Source organism: Leuconostoc sp. LN180020, assembly GCF_014844115.1.
In the GTDB taxonomy this organism is placed as follows: domain Bacteria; phylum Bacillota; class Bacilli; order Lactobacillales; family Lactobacillaceae; genus Leuconostoc; species Leuconostoc citreum.
In genome coordinates this window covers 135,959-158,591 of the sequence record NZ_CP039736.1, presented here as the reverse complement: position 1 = coordinate 158,591, position 22,633 = coordinate 135,959, and the positions used below count along the sequence as shown (strand labels likewise).

The 22,633-nt window shown below is 38.7% G+C and carries 22 protein-coding genes and 1 tRNA gene; 17 read left to right on the top strand and 6 right to left on the bottom strand.

From position 1 onward, the window contains the following. Nucleotides 1-8: 8 nt before the first annotated feature. Both FAZ25_RS00835 and FAZ25_RS00830 read right to left on the bottom strand, forming a co-directional pair. Complete coding sequence (locus FAZ25_RS00835; protein ID WP_048801585.1) at nt 9-1,691, bottom strand: FAD-dependent oxidoreductase; 1,683 nt, start codon at nt 1,689-1,691, stop codon at nt 9-11. 13 nt (nt 1,692-1,704) lie between these two features. Further along, a complete protein-coding gene (locus FAZ25_RS00830) occupies nt 1,705-2,271 on the bottom strand; it encodes a redoxin domain-containing protein (protein WP_004903225.1) in 567 nt (188 codons plus the stop codon). A gap of 138 nt (nt 2,272-2,409) precedes the next feature. Between FAZ25_RS00830 and FAZ25_RS00825 the strand changes: the two genes are divergently transcribed. The 3 genes from FAZ25_RS00825 to FAZ25_RS00815 all read left to right on the top strand — a co-directional run bounded on the left by FAZ25_RS00825 (nt 2,410) and on the right by FAZ25_RS00815 (nt 3,990). Then, complete coding sequence (locus FAZ25_RS00825) at nt 2,410-2,805, top strand: TetR/AcrR family transcriptional regulator (protein ID WP_040189923.1); 396 nt, start codon at nt 2,410-2,412, stop codon at nt 2,803-2,805. Then, nucleotides 2,789-3,142, top strand: a complete 354-nt coding sequence (locus FAZ25_RS00820) for a hypothetical protein (RefSeq protein ID WP_192269724.1) — start codon at nt 2,789-2,791, stop codon at nt 3,140-3,142. The genes FAZ25_RS00825 and FAZ25_RS00820 overlap by 17 nt, the downstream gene beginning before the upstream one ends. Nucleotides 3,143-3,219: 77 nt before the next feature. Then, nucleotides 3,220-3,990: an SDR family oxidoreductase gene (locus FAZ25_RS00815; RefSeq protein WP_040176646.1), complete on the top strand. Its 771-nt coding sequence runs from the start codon at nt 3,220-3,222 to the stop codon at nt 3,988-3,990. A 47-nt stretch (nt 3,991-4,037) separates the two neighbouring features. On the opposite strand, the gene FAZ25_RS00810 is transcribed toward FAZ25_RS00815, so the two are convergent. Continuing rightward, the gene (locus FAZ25_RS00810) at nt 4,038-5,780 is read right to left on the bottom strand and encodes an MFS transporter (protein WP_048801584.1); all 1,743 of its coding nucleotides are present in this window, start codon (nt 5,778-5,780) and stop codon (nt 4,038-4,040) included. 145 nt (nt 5,781-5,925) lie between these two features. On the opposite strand from FAZ25_RS00810, the gene FAZ25_RS00805 reads away from it, so the two are divergent. Continuing rightward, the gene (locus tag FAZ25_RS00805) at nt 5,926-6,537 is read left to right on the top strand and encodes a TetR/AcrR family transcriptional regulator (RefSeq protein WP_004903216.1); all 612 of its coding nucleotides are present in this window, start codon (nt 5,926-5,928) and stop codon (nt 6,535-6,537) included. 28 nt (nt 6,538-6,565) lie between these two features. On the opposite strand, the gene FAZ25_RS00800 is transcribed toward FAZ25_RS00805, so the two are convergent. Then, nucleotides 6,566-6,748 carry a DUF3042 family protein gene (locus tag FAZ25_RS00800; protein WP_004903213.1) on the bottom strand — a complete coding sequence of 61 codons (183 nt, stop codon included), beginning with the start codon at nt 6,746-6,748 and terminating at the stop codon, nt 6,566-6,568. 85 nt (nt 6,749-6,833) lie between these two features. Between FAZ25_RS00800 and FAZ25_RS00795 the strand changes: the two genes are divergently transcribed. Together FAZ25_RS00795 and miaA are read left to right on the top strand one after the other, a co-directional pair. Further along, a complete protein-coding gene (locus FAZ25_RS00795; protein WP_048801583.1) occupies nt 6,834-7,589 on the top strand; it encodes a glycerophosphodiester phosphodiesterase family protein in 756 nt (251 codons plus the stop codon). After that, complete coding sequence (gene miaA, locus FAZ25_RS00790) at nt 7,582-8,466, top strand: tRNA (adenosine(37)-N6)-dimethylallyltransferase MiaA (protein WP_048801582.1); 885 nt, start codon at nt 7,582-7,584, stop codon at nt 8,464-8,466. Before FAZ25_RS00795 ends, miaA begins: the two co-directional genes overlap by 8 nt. A 79-nt stretch (nt 8,467-8,545) precedes the next feature. Here miaA and FAZ25_RS00785 read toward each other — a convergent pair whose 3' ends face one another. Then, the gene (locus FAZ25_RS00785) at nt 8,546-10,639 is read right to left on the bottom strand and encodes a sodium:proton antiporter (RefSeq protein WP_048801581.1); all 2,094 of its coding nucleotides are present in this window, start codon (nt 10,637-10,639) and stop codon (nt 8,546-8,548) included. Nucleotides 10,640-10,816: 177 nt separating this feature from the next. Here FAZ25_RS00785 and FAZ25_RS00780 point away from each other — a divergent pair, with 177 nt between their 5' ends. The 3 genes from FAZ25_RS00780 (at nt 10,817) to FAZ25_RS00770 (ending at nt 15,629) form a co-directional block, all read left to right on the top strand. Continuing rightward, nucleotides 10,817-13,351, top strand: a complete 2,535-nt coding sequence (locus FAZ25_RS00780) for a M1 family metallopeptidase (protein WP_004903204.1) — start codon at nt 10,817-10,819, stop codon at nt 13,349-13,351. Between the two features lie 189 nt (nt 13,352-13,540). Then, nucleotides 13,541-14,806, top strand: coding sequence for an MFS transporter (locus FAZ25_RS00775; RefSeq protein ID WP_004909090.1), 1,266 nt, complete (start codon nt 13,541-13,543; stop codon nt 14,804-14,806). A gap of 160 nt (nt 14,807-14,966) precedes the next feature. Beyond that, a complete protein-coding gene (locus tag FAZ25_RS00770) occupies nt 14,967-15,629 on the top strand; it encodes a YceI family protein (protein ID WP_004905748.1) in 663 nt (220 codons plus the stop codon). 44 nt (nt 15,630-15,673) lie between these two features. On the opposite strand, the gene FAZ25_RS00765 is transcribed toward FAZ25_RS00770, so the two are convergent. Then, entirely contained in the window at nt 15,674-17,029 is a 1,356-nt protein-coding gene (locus FAZ25_RS00765) for an HD domain-containing protein (protein WP_004903199.1), read from the bottom strand. A 152-nt stretch (nt 17,030-17,181) separates the two neighbouring features. Between FAZ25_RS00765 and FAZ25_RS00760 the strand changes: the two genes are divergently transcribed. The 8 genes from FAZ25_RS00760 (at nt 17,182) to FAZ25_RS00730 (ending at nt 22,602) form a co-directional block, all read left to right on the top strand. Next, nucleotides 17,182-17,631: a DUF1934 domain-containing protein gene (locus tag FAZ25_RS00760; protein ID WP_040176653.1), complete on the top strand. Its 450-nt coding sequence runs from the start codon at nt 17,182-17,184 to the stop codon at nt 17,629-17,631. A gap of 25 nt (nt 17,632-17,656) precedes the next feature. Beyond that, nucleotides 17,657-18,238 (top strand): DNA-directed RNA polymerase subunit delta, encoded by a 582-nt coding sequence (gene rpoE / locus FAZ25_RS00755; RefSeq protein ID WP_004903195.1) that lies wholly within the window; start codon nt 17,657-17,659, stop codon nt 18,236-18,238. 161 nt (nt 18,239-18,399) lie between these two features. Then, nucleotides 18,400-18,473 (top strand) — tRNA-Lys (locus FAZ25_RS00750). 151 nt (nt 18,474-18,624) lie between these two features. Continuing rightward, a complete protein-coding gene (locus FAZ25_RS09665) occupies nt 18,625-18,750 on the top strand; it encodes a hypothetical protein (protein WP_004905743.1) in 126 nt (41 codons plus the stop codon). A gap of 161 nt (nt 18,751-18,911) precedes the next feature. Further along, nucleotides 18,912-20,294: an amino acid permease gene (locus tag FAZ25_RS00745; RefSeq protein WP_004903194.1), complete on the top strand. Its 1,383-nt coding sequence runs from the start codon at nt 18,912-18,914 to the stop codon at nt 20,292-20,294. A 107-nt stretch (nt 20,295-20,401) separates the two neighbouring features. After that, nucleotides 20,402-21,448: a phosphate acyltransferase PlsX gene (gene plsX, locus FAZ25_RS00740; RefSeq protein WP_004903191.1), complete on the top strand. Its 1,047-nt coding sequence runs from the start codon at nt 20,402-20,404 to the stop codon at nt 21,446-21,448. A 54-nt stretch (nt 21,449-21,502) separates the two neighbouring features. Beyond that, nucleotides 21,503-21,754, top strand: a complete 252-nt coding sequence (locus FAZ25_RS00735; RefSeq protein WP_004903188.1) for an acyl carrier protein — start codon at nt 21,503-21,505, stop codon at nt 21,752-21,754. 365 nt (nt 21,755-22,119) lie between these two features. Next, nucleotides 22,120-22,602 carry a GAF domain-containing protein gene (locus tag FAZ25_RS00730; RefSeq protein WP_004903187.1) on the top strand — a complete coding sequence of 161 codons (483 nt, stop codon included), beginning with the start codon at nt 22,120-22,122 and terminating at the stop codon, nt 22,600-22,602. Nucleotides 22,603-22,633 lie beyond the last annotated feature (31 nt).

Below are 22,633 nucleotides of genomic sequence, written 5' to 3'. Positions count from 1 at the left end.
TTTTTTATTTATGCATTTACATTTTCAATTGCTGTCACGATATCTGACATCGTTTGACTGCCAAAAATAATATCTGGTTGATTATCAATCATCATCGCTGGCACACTCATAATGTGATGCGAATTTCTAATGTCAGGGAAAAGCTGTAAGTCAATCATTTCAGCTGAGACATGTGGATTAAGAGCTGCGATGTGCTGACAGGCAGCAACAACATCTGGACAAAAATGACAGGTTAGCGACACACCAATTTTAATATCAGTTGCTGGTAAAGCCTTGATACGTGATTGAAGCTGCGTATCAAGTTTTTGTCCTGGGCCAGCAACGTTGTATAGCGCAAGTACTAACGAGTTTAATTCATGACCAGTGGGAATACCACTAAATGCAATACCTGTTGCCGCATTATTTTCATTGAGCAACGTAAAATGTGGTAATAATGGCATGTCGGCGGCTTTTGCTTCGGTGATACGCAACGTTAAATGTTGACTTAATGCAGCTAATTCGGTTAAAAATGACGATAATTCATGACTTTTATCACTATTATCTGTGATTTGAGACAGAATGACTGTTTTGGATAGTTGGTCAAAAATAGGTTGGAGTTGCTTGATTAAATTTTGATCGAACCATTGTCCTTGATGTTGGGTTGCAGTATGTGGTTCATCTCCCAGTTGCGATTGTTGTCGCATATTGTCAGGTTGCTGGTGTTTTTTTGTAATCTGTGTGCGTTGAATAGGAATATGCAATGCTTTCTTAAGATTTGTGACATAAACTTCGGCACTTGTTGCAGCATTTGCACCATCAGCCGCCGCAGTGACAATCTGACGTAGTGGCTTAGCAATCACATCGCCAGCAGCAAAGACACCGGAAATATTAGTTTGACATTTGTTGTCAGCGATAATGTATTTATCATCATCCAGTGTTAACTTTTCTGTGAATAAATCAGTTTGCGGGTCGGTCCCAACATAAATAAACATGCCAAAAGTGTTGTCACCTTGAGCAACATGATAGACTTTCTTTTCATGTGTTTGATTATTAACAAAGACAGCTTCAGTTAAATAATCTTTACCCGAAACAGATTGCACTTCAGTGTTTGGCCAAACCGTAATATTGTCATTAAGTCGCGCGCGATCGGCTGTTAGTGGCGGACAAGTAAAATCATCGGAGCGCATCACAACAGTCACATGTCTAGCAAAACGTGTTAAATATTCAGCTTCCTCAGCTGCCGCGTAACCACCACCGATGACAAAAACTTCCAAACCGCTAAATAATTCGCCATCACAAGTTGAACAATAGGCAACACCACGGCCACGAAATTCTTTTTCACCTGTAAAACCAACTTGATGAGGTTGGGCGCCGGTTGCGATAATAACGCTGCGAGCTTGATAAGTATTTTGCTTGCCTGAAACGGTTTTAACTGCTGGTTGACTAAAGTCAACTGATGTAATGGTATCGGATACAAAATTAACACCAAACGCATCGGCTTGCTGCTTCATGTTATTCACCAATTGAGTACCCTCAATGGTATCTACCGCCGGATAATTGGCGACACTTGATGTAGTTGTAACTTGTCCACCGATTTGGTTGCCTTCGATAATCAATGTGTCCATCGTGGCACGGCCAGCATAAATACCAGCAGAAAGTCCGGCTGGACCACCACCAATAATCAAAGTGTCATAAATGTGGGGTTTTGTCATGAATTTAAGCCTCTTAAATTTTACCAACTAGATCTAAGCTAGGAGCAATGGTGTCTTCGCCTGGATGCCAATTTGCTGGGCAAACACGATCGCCGTGTTCAGCCACAAATTGTGCGGCTTCTAGTGTACGGAGAATTTCTTCGGCATTACGACCAATACCCATATTATTGATTGTATAAGACTGAATTTTCCCTTCAGGATTCACGATAAAGACAGCTCGGAATGCTAAACCGGCGTCTTCATCTAAGACATTGAAGAAACGTGCTAATTTGCCAGCGGGATCAGCAAGCATTGGATATTTTACTTTAGCGATGGTATCTGTTGCTTCGGCCCAGGCTTTATGAACAAATTCGCTATCTTCCGAAACCGAATAAATTTCAGCATTAGCCTTTTGGAAATCAGCATAATGGTCAGCTAAGTCACCTAACTCTGTCGGGCAAACAAATGAAAAGTCAGCGGGATAAAAGAAATACACGCCCCATTTTCCTAGGGTATCTTGCTTAGTAACTTGTGTGACATCACCGTCGTGATAGGCGTTGACAGAAAAGTCTGCGATTTCTTGGTCAATAAAGTTAGTCATAATGATTTTCCTCCTTTTAAATTATAATCATTCTAAACTAACTTCAGTATACAACGCTATTAATAAAAAAATCAAGGGGATATTAAATTAATTATTATTTTACTTGACCAATCAGTCAAATAAAACTATACTAAGGGCATGGGTAGAAAAAAAAGTTTTGATCAACATATTGTCGTTGCACAAATGAGTACATTGTTTGTGCAGCGTGGTTTTGAAGGAACATCTTTAGATGATTTAGTCACAGCGACAGGATTATTACGTGGCAGCCTTTATAGTGAATTTGGTAGTAAACAGGGCATGTTTATGGCGTGTTTAAAAGCAAATTTGAAGAAGCAACCATTAGATGATGTCACATGGCGTTTATTGCTTGTGGCAATGCTAGAATTAACGTCAAATAGCCAAGCTGTGAATGAAATCGTCAGTCAGTGGTACGCCAAACAGAATAGTCCTAATATAGCAACGCAATTAGGACAACAGTTGTTGAAGCATAGTCATATTTTATCGGGGGATAACGACAATGGAAAACGTAGTTAATATACAAAATGAGCAATTAGTGATTGAACCAGTCGGATTAACTAAAATTGCAGCACTTAAAGAGCGTATTGCGATACCATTGACGCACGTTGTTGGTGCTTCAATCGATACTGGCATAATCAATGAAAGTAAGGGATTCAGAATGCCGGGAACAGCCATACCCGGTTACTGGGCAGGTACGTTTCGAAAAAATGATGAAATGACCTTTTTTAACATTAAACACACGAGCTTACCAGTTGTTATTCAACTTAAAGATGAAAAATATATGCGTTTGGTACTAGGCGTCGATAAGCCACGTGAGTTAGTTACTTTGATTAATAATCATGCACTATCATGATATTTTTGACAATTTTTGGTGGTAGGCATAAAATAGAGAAAATAAATAATAATCAGTAAGCATCATGGAGGCTTGAAATGACAACGATTCCTGAATTATTTGATTTAACAGGTCGAGCTGCGATTGTCACAGGTGGGGCATCAGGACTTGGTCAATACTATGCGCAGGCTTTGATTGGTGCTGGCGCCGATGTTTTTGTGGTTAGCCGTTCCGAAAAAGGTTGGCAGGAACTCCGGCATTTTGCAGCACAACATGGGAGACAAGTTGTGTTTATGACACAAGATTTAACTGCTGAACAAGCCGCTATTAATGTCATTACTGAATTTAAAAAGCATTTTGAATCGTTAGACATTTTGATTAATAATGCAGGTGTTCAAATTCGCAACGATATCGTGAGTTATCGGGATGAAGATTGGCAAAAAGTGATTGATATTAATCTTAATGCACTGTATTATTTGTCACATGAAGCCGCTAAAGTGATGATTACACAAAAATCTGGGAAAATTATCAACATTGGCTCCATGCAATCGTTTCGAGCTGGAAAATATATTTATCCCTATGCAGCTAGCAAACATGCTGTCGTTGGTTTAACCAAAGCTTATGCAGACGCGCTGGCGCCTTATGGCATACAGGTCAATGCGTTAGCACCAGGTTATATCGACACAGATATGACGAAAGCTTTGCAGGCAGATGAAACACGCAATACAGAGATTCTTAATCATATTCCAGCTGAACACTGGGCACAACCGTCGGAACTAATGGGGACGATAGTCTATCTCGCTAGTTCAGCTTCTAATTATGTCATTGGCGCAACGATTCCTGTTGATGGCGGCTACTTATTACGTTAAAAAAAAGAGACCACCTGTTGAGGGTCTCTTTTTTAGTGACGTCATGGTTAACGTTTAGGCTGCATTTTTTTAAATACAAACAATAGCAATAACGATAAGATTGGGACAATAATCATGACCTGATAAACAGACATAAATGCTTGTCTTGATTCAATAATGAAGTGGTCTTTAATGTGACTAATCGTTGTATTAAGCTGGTTTTTTGTCTGCTGGATGTCTTGTTCAATACGAGGCAGTGCAACATTTGATACTTTTTGGTAAATGATATTTTTAACAGGTTCAGGTATATTATCGATGTTTGTATGCAACTGTGTAGCGGCTAATTGTAACTGCTTTTGATAAGCTGTATCTAGTGCTTGGTGCTTAATTTTAGTTGTGTCAACAGATATAGACATAGTGTTGTTGTTTGCACGATTACTTTGTGAATCATTAGGACTTAATTTTTGGTCAACTTTAGTAAGCATTTTGTTTTTAAGTGCCTGCTGAATATCTAGTGTTTGAATCTGCTGATGTGCATAGGTGATAGTGTTTTGTTTTGCAGTGTTGATGTTGGTGGATAAAACTGAAGTAAATAGGGCAATGGCAATGATAAAACCAACTTGGCGTAAAATATTTGCCACACTCTGTGAATCAGTCAAGGCACGCCCATGAAAATCAGAAGCCACCAGAATGTTAGCTGTCGCAGCAACTAAACCATAGCCAATACCCAGTAAAATGTCTGCAATAATGAGACGGTGATAGCCCTGTGATAAATTTAAATGCGCAATTAATAAATAACTACCAGCAATAATGATAAAACCCAAACCAATTAGTATTTTTTGATTGATTCTTTTGATTAGTAAAGATGTCATAATGACCGTTAGCATCACTGAAACAGAATAAGGTGTGATTAATAGCGCGGCATTCAGCTCCGTTTCACCTTGAACTTTGGTTAATAAAGTTGGTATTAGAATGACCATACCACCAAGCAAATAATTTGAGAGTAATAGGGCAATGCCTGACGCTGTAAAGTTCCTGTTTTTGAAGAGAGATAAATTAATCATTGGTGATGGTGTGTGAAGCTCTTGTACAATAAATAAAATAAAAGTTAAGCCGGAAGCAATAAACATCGTCACAATGGTTAATGAAGTCCAGCCCCAATCGTTTGCTTTAATCAAACCAAGTGACAGTGTTGTCAAGAAAATACAGCTAAGGCTGGCACCGAGCCAATCAATTTTTACAGCACGTCGTGTTTCGCGGCGAATATTTAGTACGAAAGGATAGATAACTAGTAATACGATAATAAATGGTAAGTTAATATAAAAAACCCATCGCCAATCCAGATATTGTGCCACAAAACCGCCCACTGCTGGGCCAAGCGCAACTGCTAGACCTTGAGACCCAGCCAATGCAGCCACAACTTTATTGCGGTTATCTGCATTGCTCAAGTCTAGAGCGATAACCATACTTGTTGGAATGATGATTGCTGCGCCAATACTTTGAATCCCACGTGCAACAAGCATAAAGGCCAAATTTGGTGCTAGACCAGTCATCAGCGATCCGAAACCAAAGGTCATCAGACCAAGAAACACGATACGATGTTGTCCCCAGCGCTCAGCTAAGCGGCCAAAAGGGATAATTAGTGCCGCAAAGACAATCGTATAGACGTTTACAGTCCAAGAAAGATCAGATAGACTGACGCTAAAGGCTGTTTGTATTTCTGGAATAACGATAGTCATAATCGAGACATCCATCATACATAAAATATTACCTACCAATAAAATTGGTAATACATATTTAAGTTTGTTCATTTGCAATGCTCCTTAACTTTGTTAAACTTAAAGTGTCTCACGTGCGACATCTCTAAACAAAGTATAAAATTGATAATAATAAATTACTAGTCAATTAATTGAAGTGGCACATTGAAGAATGAATCGTGACAAGGAGTAGAACAAAATGGATGGACATCAAAAACTAGCTTTACAGTCTAAACAATGGCTATTAGAAGCCTTGTTTGAATTACTAAAAAATCAAACATTTCAAACGATATCCGTTACAGCTATTGCTGATAAAGCAGGCGTTTCCAGACGCACTTTTTATCGTTTGTATAAGGATAAGTACGACCTGTTGGATTATTATTCAGATCAATGTGTGCAACGCTATGTGAGTCAATTAAATGCACAAAATGGCCGACAAATGAGTTTTGAAGACATTGTTAACTTATTTCTGAATTTTTGGTGGCAAGATCGGCAGGTGGTAAAAATATTAATTGATAGGGGTATGTTTCATGTAATTTCCACACGTTTGAGCAGTCACTCGGGTAAACTGTACACAAAGTACAGTGCCCCTTGGCATATTGAGGGAACCCCACAAGAAATTAATTTTGTCACAGCTTTTTCTTTTGGTGGTTTGTGGCAATTATTAGAAACATGGTTGGCTAGTGATGAACCGGTTATGCCAGAACAGGTCGCCAAAACACTGATTGCTTCTATGCAGCGTTTGGGGGATGTTGGTAACTTTACAGCTTACATGACTCAAGATGAGACTAAAAAACCTTTCCAAAAATGAGCTTGGAAAGGTTTTGAATGATGAAAAATTAAAAACGAGATTGATGTGCAGCAATACTACGACGAATAGCTTGTTTTGATACTTCGTCATGATGTTCTTCAGCTTTTTGCGCAGGCTTAATTACTGTTTGACGATAACTGATTGCGGAAGCTGCTGCAACAAGAGCTGAACCAATAATACCAACGATAACGCCTGATTTAAATGACTTCATAATTTGCACTCTTTTCTTAAGTTTTTCTAAAGTCTATTATCAACTATTTTGTTATATTTGTAAATGAGTTTAGTATAATTAAATTATGACAAGACAGACACAAATTATTGCACACCGAGGTTATCGCGTTGTTGCACCAGAAAATACAATACCAGCTTTTGAAGCTGCGCTTGCTTATCATCCCGATATGCTTGAAACAGATGTTCATCGTACCAAAGATGGTCATTTAGTCATTATTCATGACGAAAAAGTCGACCGCACAACGGATGGCACTGGTTTGGTAAAGGACCTCACGTTGTCAGAGATTAAGCAATTAAATGCCGGTGAGTATAAAATGCCTAAAATGAATGATGTCAAAGTGCCCACTTTGGCAGAATTATTGTGTTTTTTGCGTGATCAACAATTTGATAAAACATTGTTACTAGAAATTAAAACAGACCATATCAACTATTCAGGGATTGAAAAAGAAATTTTAGATATGATAGCCAGTTTTCAGCCTGAGTATCGCATTATTTACCAAAGTTTCAACCTTGAAACACTCAAAATAATACGTCGCTTAGATGAGCATGCAGAAATTGCAGCATTAGTCTACTGGCCAACACCAAAAGTTTATTGGTTAAAGTGGCGGGGAGTATTTGATTACATACATGCCGATATCCGTATATTAAAACAGAAACCAACAGTTTTTTGGCGACCTAACTGGCATTTAAGGGCTTGGACTGTCGATAAGGAAAAAGATATGCGCCGGGTTTATCGCGCTGGTCTACAGGGTATTATTACTAATCAATTGGCATTGGCAACAAGATTACGTGAAGAAATTCAAGGAGACAAAAATGACTAAAATTGTTGTCATCGCAGGACCGACAGCTTCTGGGAAAAGTGATTTAGCGATTAGTGTGGCGCAGCGCTTTAATGGTGAAATTGTCTCGGCTGATGCCATGCAGATTTATCGTGGTTTAGATATTGGTACTGCTAAAGTTACTAAAGCAGAACGAGAACTTGTGCCACACCATTTGATTGACATTGTCGATATGACCGATAAATTTTCAGTGGCTGAATTTGTCACACGTGCTGACCAAGTGATTAATGATATTGCCAAGCGCGGTAAATTACCAGTTATTGCTGGTGGCACAGGATTTTACGTTAAAGCATTACTTGGTCAGCAACCACTAGATTTTGTTGCGAGTGATGAAGCAGAAGTGGCATTGTTAAAACAAAAGTCATTACCAGCATTGGTGACAATGCTTAAAGCAGCTGATACGATACTAGCATCACGTGTCGATTTAAATAATAAACAACGTGTGATTCGAGCGATACAAATTGCGAGGCATGGTAAGCGGCAAGAAGATATTTCGCGGCCAACTTACGATGCTTTGATTGTCGGAATCGATTGGCCACGAGAGATTTTATATGAACGTATTAATCGTCGTGCTCAAAAAATGTTGGATGATGGTTTGCTATCTGAAGTTGAGCATATCATGTCAGTCGGTGGTGAATCAATTCAAGCGGGGAAAGCCATTGGCTATAAAGAATTTTTTCCTTATATTCGGGGTGAAGTTACACGAGAGCAAGCGCTGTTAGCCGTGCAGCAGGATTCTAGACGCTACGCGAAACGCCAGTTGACTTATCTCAGGCATCAAATTCCTGGTTTGATTTGGTTACATGGGACTGATGCGGCGACAAAGTTGACAAGCGAAGTAAAAGCCTGGCTAGATTAAGTAAACATGTAGTATAAATGAAGTCTCAGTAATCATCAGCATATATAAAAAGCACTCCGACAAAAAGTTGGGGTGCTTTTTATTGGTCGCCAAGCCCTTCTAGTTGCTCGGCTTGTTGCAGCTGGAGGGTTTGAGCTTGGTTAATCTCGGTATAGAGCAGACTAGCCATAGTAGCCGGAATCTTGCCTTGTTTAACTTGGTCTTGAATAAAATTATACTCTGCTTGAAAAGCTTCAATATAAACTGTGCTAGCAATCACAGGCGTGTTTTTGCTGTAGTCGCGTCGAATGAGTGTGAAATAGCGATCTAAATCACGTCGCACAAAATCGATATGCTGATTTTCGGTATGATTATTGGCAATGTTATTAGCTAATACATCATCTAAATAATGATCTACTGCATTAATGACTTCGTCATTGAGAGCTAATAGACCACTTTTCATATCTGCCCATTGTTGTTGTTTATCAGCGTGTTGCGTTAACCATTTTTGGCGTGCCAATTGCTTTTGTTTTTTAGTAAACTGCCGATGGCCAAGATGCCACGTAGTATGTTTTAAAGACTTGGCCAGACGATGTGTGATTCTTTTTAGCAGGTGCATACGACCCAATGATAGTCGTTGATGGTTAGCATCAAAACGTGTGATAATTTTTTGGTAAGCATTGATAACTTCTACTTGATAATGAGTGGTCACCTGGTCACTATGAAGGTAATCAGAAATAAAGTTTTGGGTATCAGTTAATAGCGACTGATAATTATTTTTGATAGTTTCACGGTCTGTTATTTGATGCCAGCCTTTTTGTGACTGAAGCTGCGCGGTTACAATTTCACGCTGGTCATGATCTGAAATGATCCGTCGCATTTGTAACGTTGCAAAATCAACCATATCATTTCGTGTTTGATTCAACTCATCAGGTGTGTAACTAGTCACTTGTGCTGGTAACATAAGTGGGAGGGCAATAGCACTAATAATCATACTAATTAGAATGACTGCTGTTGCGACAATAATTAATTGCTCGCGGTAGGGAAACGGTTGGTGGCCAATATGTGTAGGTAAGGAGAAAGCCATAGCGAGCGTCACTGTACCATGCACACCACTGATGGCAAAGACACGAGAATAAAAATTATGTTGTGGGGCATGTCGGGGACCAAAAAAGTGTTCGGAACTTTTATTGTCTTCATATCTTGCCCAAATAAAGCGAACAATGAACATCGTGAGATAAATTAAACTTGCTAAACCAATGAGTTGTATGGTGACATTGAGGCCAATTCTAGCGATTTCGTGAAACACAGTTGGTAGAGAAATACCAAGAATCAAGAAAACGATGCTGTTTAATATGTTTGAAAATGTTTGCCAAACTGTTGTCTGGGTTAATTGAACATTGGTGGAAGTTAATTTTAGCTTGCTTGATTCCCAATTGTGTACAATTCCTGTGGCCACGACTGCTAAAATACCAGATGTATGCCATGTTTCTGCCATGAAATAAACGGCGAAAGGTGTGAGCAAACTAATTGGAATAATTGTTGTTTCCGGTTGCGCCATTCTAAAAGCGATACTACTACGCAACCAAACTAGTATAAAGCCACTTAAAATACCAATTATAACACCGCCAATAGCGACAAATAAAAAGTGCATTAACCCAGTAGTCAATGAAAAAGCACCTTTTTGTAAGACAGAGAGTGCTAAATCTAACATCACTAAACCGGTGGCATCATTAAACAAAGACTCAAGTTCCAATGCCTCATTCACGCCCTCAGGCATTTGGGTGTCAGAAGTAAGTGATTTGACAGCTACTGCATCAGTAGGCACCACAATGGCAGCTAAAGCAATAGCTAATGGCAATGACCAGCTCGATTCAAGCCAATTCGCTAATACACCGACTGCTGCAGCTGAAGCGACGGCCAACACAACAGATAACAACAGAATAATACTGAAGCGCTGTCTGATTTTTTTGAAAGATTGTTGTTGACCATCTAAAAACATTAGTGGGGCGATGACAGCAAGCATGAAAAACTCTGGTTCGAGTTCGAAGTGATTAAATATACGCGTAAAAGATAGTAGCACGCCGACAACAATCAAAATAAAAGCTTCTGGTATTTTAGGTATGAATTGTTTAATAATATTTGTACCGATTACACCAATAACCAGTAATGATAACGTATAAAGTGCGCTCATGGGGTCCTTCTCTGTGACAATAATATTAATAATAACTATGACGTATTATAACAAAAAAACGATAGTAAATTGATGATATCCTAGTAATTTCGAAAATTATTTCGAAGATTTGCTTACTCGTTTGTCAATGGGGAAAAGTGTATAATAAAATTATTCTAACAAAAACTAGGAGAAAACATGGCAGAATTCACACGATTTTACAATAATTTCCAACCGCAACATTATGATATTTATCTAGACATTGATCGACAGAATAAACAGTTTAATGGGCAAACAACTATCTTGGGCAATGCCACAGTGCCGGAAATAGCACTTCATCAAAAGAATTTAGTCATTACAGCAGTGAAGGTAGATGGTCAAACAATCACCTATAAAATTGACTCTGCGCAGGACGCCCTACATCTTGTTTTACCAAAAACAGGGACCGTAAAGATTGATATTATTTATCATGCGACACTAACAGATACTATGATGGGTATTTATCCATCATATTATGACATCAATGGGCGTAAACAGCAGATTATTGGGACGCAATTTGAGACCAATTTTGCTCGTCAGGCGTTTCCAAGTATTGATGAACCCGAGGCAAAAGCCACATTCGACTTAGCACTAAAATTTGATGAGCAGCCTGGTGAAACAGTTTTGGCTAACATGCCGGAGAAACGGGTTGATAACGGGGTTCATTATTTTGATACAACCGTTCGCATGTCAACTTATCTTGTCGCTTTTGCATTTGGTGAATTACAGCATTTAGAAACAACAACAGCAAGTGGCGTTAAAGTAGGTGTGTATGCTACAAAAGCACATCCGGTTAAAAATCTCAATTTTGCGCTTGATATTGCGAAACGATCAATTGAGTTTTTTGAGACGTTTTATCATACGCCATATCCATTGCCTCAGTCGAATCAATTAGCTTTGCCTGATTTTTCTGCAGGCGCCATGGAAAACTGGGGTTTAGTCACCTATCGTGAGGCCTATTTGTTACTTGATCCTGATAATACAGCTTTACCTACGAAACAAGTCGTAGCAACTGTTATAGCGCATGAATTGGCACACCAGTGGTTTGGTGATCTGGTAACTATGAAATGGTGGGACGATTTATGGCTAAATGAAAGTTTTGCTAATATGATGGAATATGTTGCGATTGATGCTCTGGCACCTGACTGGCATATTTGGGAAACTTTCCAATCATCTGACGTGCCAGCGGCTTTAAGGCGTGATGCGACAGACGGAGTACAACCTGTTCATGTTCAGGTTAATCATCCAGATGAAATTGATGCGTTATTTGATCCGGCCATAGTTTATGCTAAAGGCGCGCGTATGTTGGTCATGGTGCGTGCGTTAATTGGCGATGAAGCATTACGGCAGGGATTGAAGGCATACTTTGCTGCACATCAGTATGGTAATGCAACGGGGGCAGACCTTTGGCGAGCCTTAGGAGAGGCTTCGGGACAAGATGTTTCAGCCATTATGGGCTCTTGGCTGGAGCAACCAGGTTATCCTGTCATCACTGCTGAAGTCATTGATGGACAACTAAAGTTATCACAAAAACAGTTCTTTATTGGGGATGGACAATCGGAATCGCGCTTATGGCAAGTCCCTTTAACTAGCAATTATGCTGATATACCAACGTTATTATCGGAACCATCTATTAATGTTGGTGACTACCAGTCATTACGACAAGCAGCAGGTGTGCCTTTCCGCTTAAATATTGGCAATAACGCGCACGTTGTTGTTTCTTACGATGAGACATTATTAAAAGACATTTTAGCGTATGATAATCAGCTCGACGCGATTAGTCAGTTACAGTTATTGCAGGATTGGCGATTGTTATCGGAAGCAAACCAAATGTCTTATGCGAAAGTTGTGCCATTATTAAAAAAGTTTGGCAATAGTCGTTCAGATATCGTCAATAATGCTTTGTATCGTTTAGCTAGTGGTTTAAAGCAGTTTGTGGCACCGGATAGTGATGCGGAGAAAAATTTAAAGCAGCTTTATCATCAACTAAGTCAGGACCAGTTTGAACGATTGGGCTGGGCTCCCACTATACCTAATGAACCAGTGGCTGACCAGTTAACGCGACCATATATATTGTCAGCAGCATTGTATGCAGATAATAAAGTAGCCATTGCACAAGCACATGAAATTTTTATGGCTAATCAGGAAGATTTAATGGCTTTAACGGCTGACACAAGGGCTTTTGTTTTGTTAAATGAAGTAACAAACTACGGTAAGACGCAGTTGATTGACCAACTTTTGTCTCATTATGTGGCTGCAACTGATGCCAGTTATAAGCAAGATTTACGTTTAGCGCTGACAAGTACACAGGATCACGACATGATTAGAAAAATAATAAAGGAGTTTAAAAATGCCGATGTGATCAAGCCGCAAGATTTGCGTGGTTGGTTTGCTGGTCTATTAAATAATTCCCGTGGTGAACAGTTGGCTTGGGACTGGATAAGAAAAGAATGGTCTTGGTTGGAGGCAACGGTTGGTGGTGACATGGAGTTTACTTCGTTTATTACTGTCATTGCTAATATATTGAAAACACCTGAAAGACTTGATGAGTTTAATAATTTCTTTACACCAAAGTTATCGCAACCAGCATTAACACGTGAAATTACAATGGATAGACGTGTGATTGAAACGCGTGTGACGTTAGTTGAAAATGAGAAAAAACAAGTTATAGATGCTATTCGCGACAATATTTAATTAAAAAACAGACTGCTAGCGGTCTGTTTTTTAATGGAGAATTAATATACTTTTACAGATGATTGGTCTTTAGGTTTTGGTTATTATTTATGTTAAACGTTTGATTGCTTAACGTTTGATTTTATGGTTTAATGATTATCAGACAAAATAACGGTTGCCAGTGAACAACCATTTTGGAGGAAAAATTAAATGTCTATCAGTCAGTTCAGTAGTAATGCCGATGAGGCAGTCTCTAATAAAATGACGCCAGATCAAAAAGTAGTGCTTGGATCAACAACGCTTGGATTTACACTCGACCATATGGATGCAACATTCTTATCATTTGCGTTGGCACCCATGATTGCTGAATTACATATTAGTGGTGCACAGGGTGGTATTATTGCTGCCATGTCAAACTGGGGCGCACTTATTGGTAGTGTTTTATTTGGTATATTGGCTGATCGCATTGGTCGTGTCCGTGTGCTATCTTATACTATTATATTAGTGACATTTGCAACTGTCATACTTGCTTTCTTAGATAATGCGCATACAATCTATGCCTCACGTTTCCTACTTGGTATGGGAACAGGCGGTGAGTACGGTGTGAGTATGGCATTAATTGCCGAAAGTTTTAAAGCCAATAAAGTCGGACGTATTAGTTCTATTACTGCCATAGGTGGTCAGGTTGGAGCTATATTGGCCGCCATATTGGCGACAATGATTATGCCAGCATTTGGATGGCGAGGCTTATTCATGATAGGTTTCTTGCCTTTAATTGTTGTTTATATTGTACGTCGGCATATGAAGGAAACACCAGAATTTGAGCAATTAAAATCTGATTATCAGTCAGGAAAAAAGAAATTCAGTTTTGCTTATATTGCTAACACACCAAAACGTGCTTACACATCATTTGTACTTATTATCATGCTAACCATTCAAACAGCAGGTTACTATGGCTTGATGAATTGGTTACCAACAATTATGCGTAAGCAACTGGGAATTACAGCTACCGTGACGGCAGGCTATGTTAACCTAGGCATGATTCCGATTATTATTGGTATGGCTATTGGCATGCTAACATTTGGGACTATTTTAGATAAGATCGGTCCTCGAATTGCGTTTACCATCTTTTTGATTGCTTCAGCACTCATGATCTACGCGTTTACATTTGCTTATAATATGTGGACATTAACCATTTTGGGAGCAGTTGTTGGGTTCTTCTCTAATGGTATGTATGGTGGTTTTGGGGCAGTTATCAGTCGGCTTTATCCCTCTGAAATTAGAGCGACCGCTGCTAATACTCTAATGGGATCAGGCCGTGCTATTGGCGCTTTCTCATCTGTTGTCATTGGTTGGATTATGGATCATTATAGCGTATCTGCAGTATTAATGAGTTTAGCTGCAATGTATGTCATTAGTTTAGTATTTATGCTGACTATTCCCGACTTTAAAAAATTAGGAACACTACACAAATAACATATTTAACCTTAGGAAAGGCGATTGCTTTGTTGACAAGCAAAGTAATCGTCTTTTTTATCTACAACACTGATTATTTGTAAGCAAAAAAACTGCCAGTCTGGTCATAATATAGTATGATTAAGAGAAGAACAGGTCTAAAAATGAATAGGAGTGGCCTATGAAAAATAAACTTTTAGTGGTTATAATCATTGTCGTTGTGATAGGCGGTATTGGGGCAGTTATTGGACCAAAAATTTATCGTGATTATTTTGTTAAAAAGGCAGATAAATCACCTGAAAGTAAAATTTCTGATAATCAGGATACAGTAAAAGTCGCTGATCTAGCTGGCGAATGGCATGTTGGGGATGGTAGCTATGCGGGTTATCGTGTCAATGAAGTATTAAATGGCACAGATGTCACAGTGACTGGTAGAACGAAAAAAGTATCGGGAAATATTGTCGTTAAGAATAAGACACTGGAATCTGCCACAATTAACTTAAAAGTAGCTGATATTAAGACTGATGCTTCAAAACGTGATGACTATTTTCGAACTAAAGCATTAGAAACGTCAAAATATCCGGATGCGACTTTCGTATTAAGTCAGCCAGTGAAATTGGATAAAGGGGCTGCCACTTATAATGTGACTGGCACGATGATGATACATGGCGTGAAAAAAATGCTGACAATACCGATTAAAACAGGCTATCACAACCAACGCGTACAATTGGCTAGTAGCATACCTGTGACTTTTAAAGATTTTAATGTTAATGCCCCAAGTTTAGGCTTTGTAAAAGTTGAAGATCATGGCAAGGTTGAGGTATTTCTCTCACTCACAAAATAAAAACACATGAATGATTTCATGTGTTTTTATAATGATATTGATGATTAACTTTCCGGATTAGGTGTTGTCAAGGCATTGTTATGAATATAACTCCTAAAAGTTTTGAATGTATCAGCGAATAGCTCATCAGGTTCAATATTGAGCATATCTTTTGGAAAAAAGAAACGCTTATCAAAAGAGACTTGACCTTTAATTGCGGCAACTAGAGGTGATAATTCAGATAGTTCACGATGCGTCCCATCACCAAGAAGAAAGTCAATTTGGGTACGAGGTTTTGCCACATTGGGCTTATAGTCATCATATGGTAAATCATACGCATCATTGCGGGCAGTGTAATAAGCAGGATTATAACCAGCGTAGGCAACAAGTTTTTCTAGGTCCTCTAATAATGGGGCTGTGTTGTCGTCAATAACGATTGATTTTAGTGGTTTACGATCTAAGAAACGACGAGAAAGATCAGACAAAATAGCATCTGGATGGTTTCGCCACATATTAATGTAAGTCATAAAGACATGATCGTCTAATTTCAGATAATCTGCTACTGATAAAGATTCTCCACTAAATAGTGGCTGTAGTAGTGGCCCAACAAAATCACGTTCGCTGTCATGCGCATTCAGGTAGAGTTCTCGCGCACGGTGCAATAAATGCTCTAACAGTACTTCCATACCGCGAGAAACTGGATGGAAATAAACTTGTAAATACATTTGGTAACGACTGACAACGTAATCTTCAACCGCGTGCATACCAGCAATATCAAACGCTATGCCAGTTACTGTTGGCTTCATTGTACGCAATATGCGGTCAATATCGAATTCGCCATATTTTGTACCAGTGAAGTAAGCATCGCGCAATAGGTAATCCATGCGATCAACGTCTAATTGACTAGAAATCAGTTGGACAACTTGCGGATTGGGGTAGGTTTTGGCGATGACACTAGCCACTTTATTTGGAAAATCAGGTGAGACTTGTGATAGTATTTGATTGATTTCTGTGTCGCCGGTAATAATGGCGCGTGTCATAGCTTCGTGATCAGTGTTAAATAAATGTTCAAATGTATGAGAAAAAGCACCGTGACCAATGTCATGTAATAAGGCGGCAGATAACGTTAGTAATCGTTCATCTGCTTGCCAAAGACCGTCGCTAGCTTCTTTTGAAGCGTAGTATTGCTCAAAATGTTCTGTGATACGTCTTGCAATTTCATAAGCACCAACCGAATGACCAAACCGTGAATGTTCAGCGCCATGAAAAACACTACCGGTAATGCCAAGTTGTTGCACACGTCGTAAGCGCTGAAATTCTGTGGTATTAATGAGATCTAATATGACGCGGTCTTGGATATGAACAAAGTTGTGAATAGGATCACGAAGCACTTTTTCATTTAATAATTTTTCTGATAACATAAGCTGCCCTTTTAGTCTTTATTATATTATAATAGATTGTTAAACAAAATAATAATAAAAGTTGTATTCGTGCTAATTTTTACAAAGAAATAATAAAATAACATATGGTTATAGTACGAAAAAATAATTGATTTACTAATATTGAGGACAGAATGCCAGATACTGAAAAAAAAATTGTCATGATTCGCTTGAAAACAACCGTAAAGCAAAATGATGACACAGAAACGTTTGAATTTAATGTCGGTGGCGAGTTACTAATTAAGCAACACGCTATTTTTTTGCGCTATACGGAGATCATAGCCGATCAGCCACCTACGCAAGTCCTATTTAAATTTGAAAAAGATGCTGTAAGGTTGCATCGTGTTGGTGACAGTACCACCAAATTAACATTTGCATTGGCACAACGGTTACCAGCTTATTATCAGACACCAGCCGGCCAGATGCAATTAATGACGGACACCAAAATGATGACTGTAGATGTTGACTTGACGCAAACACAAGGGACTCTCGCATTGAGCTATCAGTTGTATGCACATGATACAATTGTTGGTGAGTATGATATTCAGTTGCAATTTGCTGATAAATCTAGTAAACTTAATTAGTTAGAAACTCGAAAGGACGTGCACTATGGCACTCACACAATTAGGCAATCACCCAAAAGAAGAATTAGCATTGGTTGAAATTGCAACTGCAATTTTATCAGAACATAAGACGGTTATGCCATTTAGCTCATTAGTTGAAGAAATTCAAGACTTTTTGGCAGTTGATGCAGAGACGTTCCAGTCACGCCTCTCGCAATTTTATACGGATTTAAATACAGATGGTTCGTTTATCTCATTAGGTAATAATGAATGGGGCTTGCGTGCTTGGTATCCTGTTGATGCAATTGATGAATCTATTCATGAAATCGATGATGATGACGACGCACCAAAGCGTAAAAAGGCCGCTAAAAAAGTTAATGTGTTTGCAGACTCAGCGGCTGACGATGATGTTATTGACTATAACGATGATGATCCTGAAGATGAAGATTTCGGTGAAGTTACCGAAGAAGAAACAGATGTTGATGTTGATGATTCTGAAGTCGAGGTTGAAGACGACGAAGAAGAAGAAATTGCTGTTGGTGACGACGAAACAATCGACGATAATTTAACAGAATTAACTGGAACCAATGATTTAGATGATTTAAGTGATGGCGACATTGAAAAGTAAACCATAAAAAACACCATGAAAGTGGTGTTTTTTATTTGCTGTAATAGTTGCTGTATCAGCACTTTGAGGAACTATTAAAAAGATAATTAAAAAAGTTTTGAAAAAGGGTTGCTTTTTTTCATGAAACTCTGTAATATATATAAATGTGCTAAGGCATGTTTGCTCCTTTAACTCAGTTGGTTAGAGTAGGGGATTTTTAATCCCAAGGTCCTCGGTTCGAGTCCGAGAGGGAGCACTGATATAACTATCAGGAGACCTTTGGGATATTCCATAAAAAGCAAGTAACTTCAAAGTTACTTGCTTTTTTATTGTAATGAAAAAAAGTATTTGCAAAAATACAAAAACCATAGTATTATTGTTACAAGCGTTGAGACGGACGATTAGTTATGTTTACTTTTAAAGAGACACCACGGTTGCTGAAAGTGGTGAAAGTAGCTGACGAAAAACTACCGTTGAAGCATATTGTGATTAGGTTATGTACTGAAAGCAATGTCGGTGTAATTGGTCGTTAACCTAATTATCGTAAGATGGGCGTTCCAGAATGTCCAAAATTGGGTTGGTACCGCGCAAAAGCGCCCCTAGAACATCATAATATGTTCTAGGGGCGCTTTTTTTTGACGCTGGCATTTAACACATTGGTTTTTATTTGAATGAATATGGCAAGGGAGTACGTATGGCAGGAAAAAATAATGGTGGCTTAAATAGAGATTTGTCATCCAATCAAATGCAGATGATCGCCTTAGGCGGAACGATTGGTGTTGGTTTATTTATGGGGTCTTCCTCAACAATTAAGTGGACAGGGGTTTCTGTTGTTTTAGCCTATGCTTTAGCTGGCGTTGTGCTTTATCTCGTCATGCGTGCATTGGGAGAAATGTTATACGTTGATCCAACGGTTGGTTCTTTTGCCAATTATGCTACAAAATACATTCATCCATTAGCCGGATACTTGACTGTGTGGTCAAATGTCTTCCAGTGGTTGACCGTTGGTGTGTCAGAAACAATTGCGGTTGGTCTATATCTCAATTATTGGTTCCCAGGTGTGCCTAATTGGGTTACTGGGATTGTTGTTTTGGGGACCTTGACATTAGCTAATATGACAACGGTTAAAGCTTACGGTAACATGGAGTCATGGTTCTCAATGATTAAGGTGGTCACAATTATCTTAATGATCATTTTGGGCTTAATGGTTATTCTACTTGGCTTTGGTAATGGTTGGCATCCCATTGGCTTTTCAAACTTATGGTCACATGGACCATTCTTTGCTGGTGGTTTTAATGGCTTCATGTTCGCTTTATCGATTGTGATGACGTCCTATCAAGGTATTGAAATTATTGGTATTACCGCCGGAGAAACTGAAAATCCTAAACATGCGATTGTTGCAGCAATTCGATCAATTGTTGCTCGTATTTTGATATTTTATATTGGTGCAATTTTTGTTATTGTGACGATTTATCCATGGAATAAGTTGGATCAGCTTGGTTCACCCTTTGTAGAAACGTTCTCACGCGTAGGGATTACAGCAGCAGCTGGTATTATTAATTTCGTCATGTTGACGGCCGCTATGTCAGCTCTAAATTCGGGGATCTTTAGTTCTAGCCGTATGTTATACACATTAGCTCTGAATAAAGAGTTGTCACCAAAATTTTTGAAATTATCAAAGCATCGTGTGCCGACTTTACCGGTTTTGGCCATGTCGGGTGGAATTCTAATTGGTATTATACTTAATGCTTTATTGCCGTTATTTTGGCATGGCAGTTCAAGTATTTTCGTATTAGTCTATTCTGCTAGTACATTGCCTGGTATGATTCCGTGGTTTGTCATTTTATGGTGTCAAATTAAATTCAGACATGATAATAAACATCATATGGCTGATCATCCGTTTAAGATGCCACTAGCACCATTTACAAATTATTTTGCGATAATCATGTTACTGGTGACTTTGGCTTATATGGTTGTCAATCCTGCAACAAGGATACCTTTGTTTATAGGTTTGGGCTTCTTGATTATTATGTCGATTGTATTTTTCTTAACACGTAAGCATCATCAAGCGAAATAGTGTGAATAGTCGACGTTATAACGGAATAAATGATAGAATAGAGAACAGATTAATAATTTGGAGGATATCTCTAGCTCGAGTAATAGTAGCTAGTAGATTTTAAATACATGAAAATAGCAGTAGATGCGATGGGTGGTGATTTTGCACCACTTGAAATCGTTAAAGGGATTGAAATAGCACGTGATCGTTACGATGATATTGATTTTCAACTCTATGGGACCGCCTCTGAAGTGAAACCACTCGTGACTAATTGGGAACGTATTGAACTCATACCCACCACTGAAGTGATCGAAATGGGTGACGAACCAGTTAAGGCTATGCGCCGTAAAAAGGATTCTTCGATGGTACGCGCTGCGCTTGCTGTTAAAGAAGGGCACGCTGATGCATTATTTAGTGCAGGTAATACAGGTGCGTTACTATCAAGTGCCATCTTTTTAGTAGGACGTATTAAAGGTGTAGATCGACCCGCATTGGCAACGGCGCTACCTAGCTTTGAAGGTGAACACGATCAGTTCGTCTTCATGGATTTGGGTGCTAACGCAGATAGTAAACCAGCACACTTATATCAATATGGTATTTTGGGCAGTTTTTACGCTTCTCATGTGTTAGGCATCCAATCACCCACAGTTCGGTTGCTTAATAATGGTGCAGAAGAAGATAAAGGCGATGAAGTGCATAAAGTAGCGCATCAATTAATGAAAAATGCGCCATCGTTTAACTTTTTAGGCAATATTGAAGCACGTGAATTATTGGAAGGCACTGCTGACGTTGTTGTGGCTGATGGTTTTTCTGGTAATGCTGCTTTGAAGGCAACCGAAGGCACTGCTTTGATGATGCTTAAGCAAATCAAAGCAGCAATTATGGATTCAGGTACGCGCGGTAAAATGGGCGGTGCGTTGCTAAAGCCAGCTTTCAAATCGATTCAAAAGAAATTAGACTATAATGAGGCTGGCGGCGCTGTTATATTAGGCGTTAAGGCGCCAGTGGTTAAGACGCATGGTTCGGCTAAAGCGACAGCAGTTGCGAATACAATGGGACAAATTAAGACAATGATTGATCAGCATTTGGTCAGTGATATTCAAAATTATATTGATACACATACAGAAGAATTACAAGCCGGTAAGGAAGCGCTTAATGCGCAAATAAACGCTTAAATATGTGGTATACTATTTTGGAGTTAATGATTGAATGATATTGGAGATCACATAATGGCTATGGAAAAAGACGCTATTTATAATATGATGGCAGACGAAATTGCGCAACGATTTAATGTTAACCGAGATGCAATTACCCCGGACTTGAATTTTTTAACAGATATTGATGCTGATTCAATTGATTTTGTGGAGTTAGTGTTAGAAGTCGAAGACATGTTTAATGTCAGTATTTCTGATGAAGATGCTGAAAGTCTTGTTACCTTGCAACAAACTGTTGACTATATTGTAACGCATCAAACAACCTAAAAAGGTTGTTTGACACTTACTAAACGTTAGTGTATACTAAAGCTCAAGTTAATCAAATAAATGTTGAGAAGCGTTGCACGAGTGAGTTGCTAAGAGAGCTGTGTTTGGTGAAAACAGTCAAGTTGTTTGTGTGAAGATGAACTCATGTAACATGTAACCTGGTGAAAGCTAGTGATCCGGTAGAAACCGTTATCTTTCTGAGGCAAATTTTTAGATTGTTAGGCTAAAAATTTGCGTCTTAAGATAACCAGTTTTGTGGTTATGAACATGGGTGGTACCACGCTAAGCGTCCCTGCGTAAATTTTTTATGCAGGGATGCTTTTTCATTTTTTGATAATAATAGATAACTGTTGAGGTGAATTACAATGTTAGAAGAACAAAATAGAGTACCTTTGATTTCACAACTATTAGAGACCTGGATTCAAGGTGAAGTAAGTCAAAATTATCAACTCGCTAATTATTCAAATGCTGCTGCAATTCTATTTCAAAATATGAAGCAGTTAAATTGGGTTGGTTTCTATCTTTATGATGAAGAATCCGATAAATTAGTTGTGGGACCGTTTTTAGGTAAACCAGCCGTGGCACTTATTTCGCCAGAGTCAGGGGTTGTAGGCAAAGCTTTTTCTGCTCAGAAAACGATTATCGTTTCAGATGTTCATAGTTTTTCAGGTCATATTGTTTGTGATCCTGAATCTAAGTCAGAGATTGTGGTGCCAATCATAACGAGAGATGGTAAACGCCTTGGTGTTTTAGACATTGACTCGCCTGAGCTGAATCGCTTTACCCTAGAAGATCAAGTAAGTTTGGAGCATTTTGTCCAGACTTTGTTAGAATATGTGTATAAGTAAAATGTGATAGTACCTTGCGTTTTATCAGGAA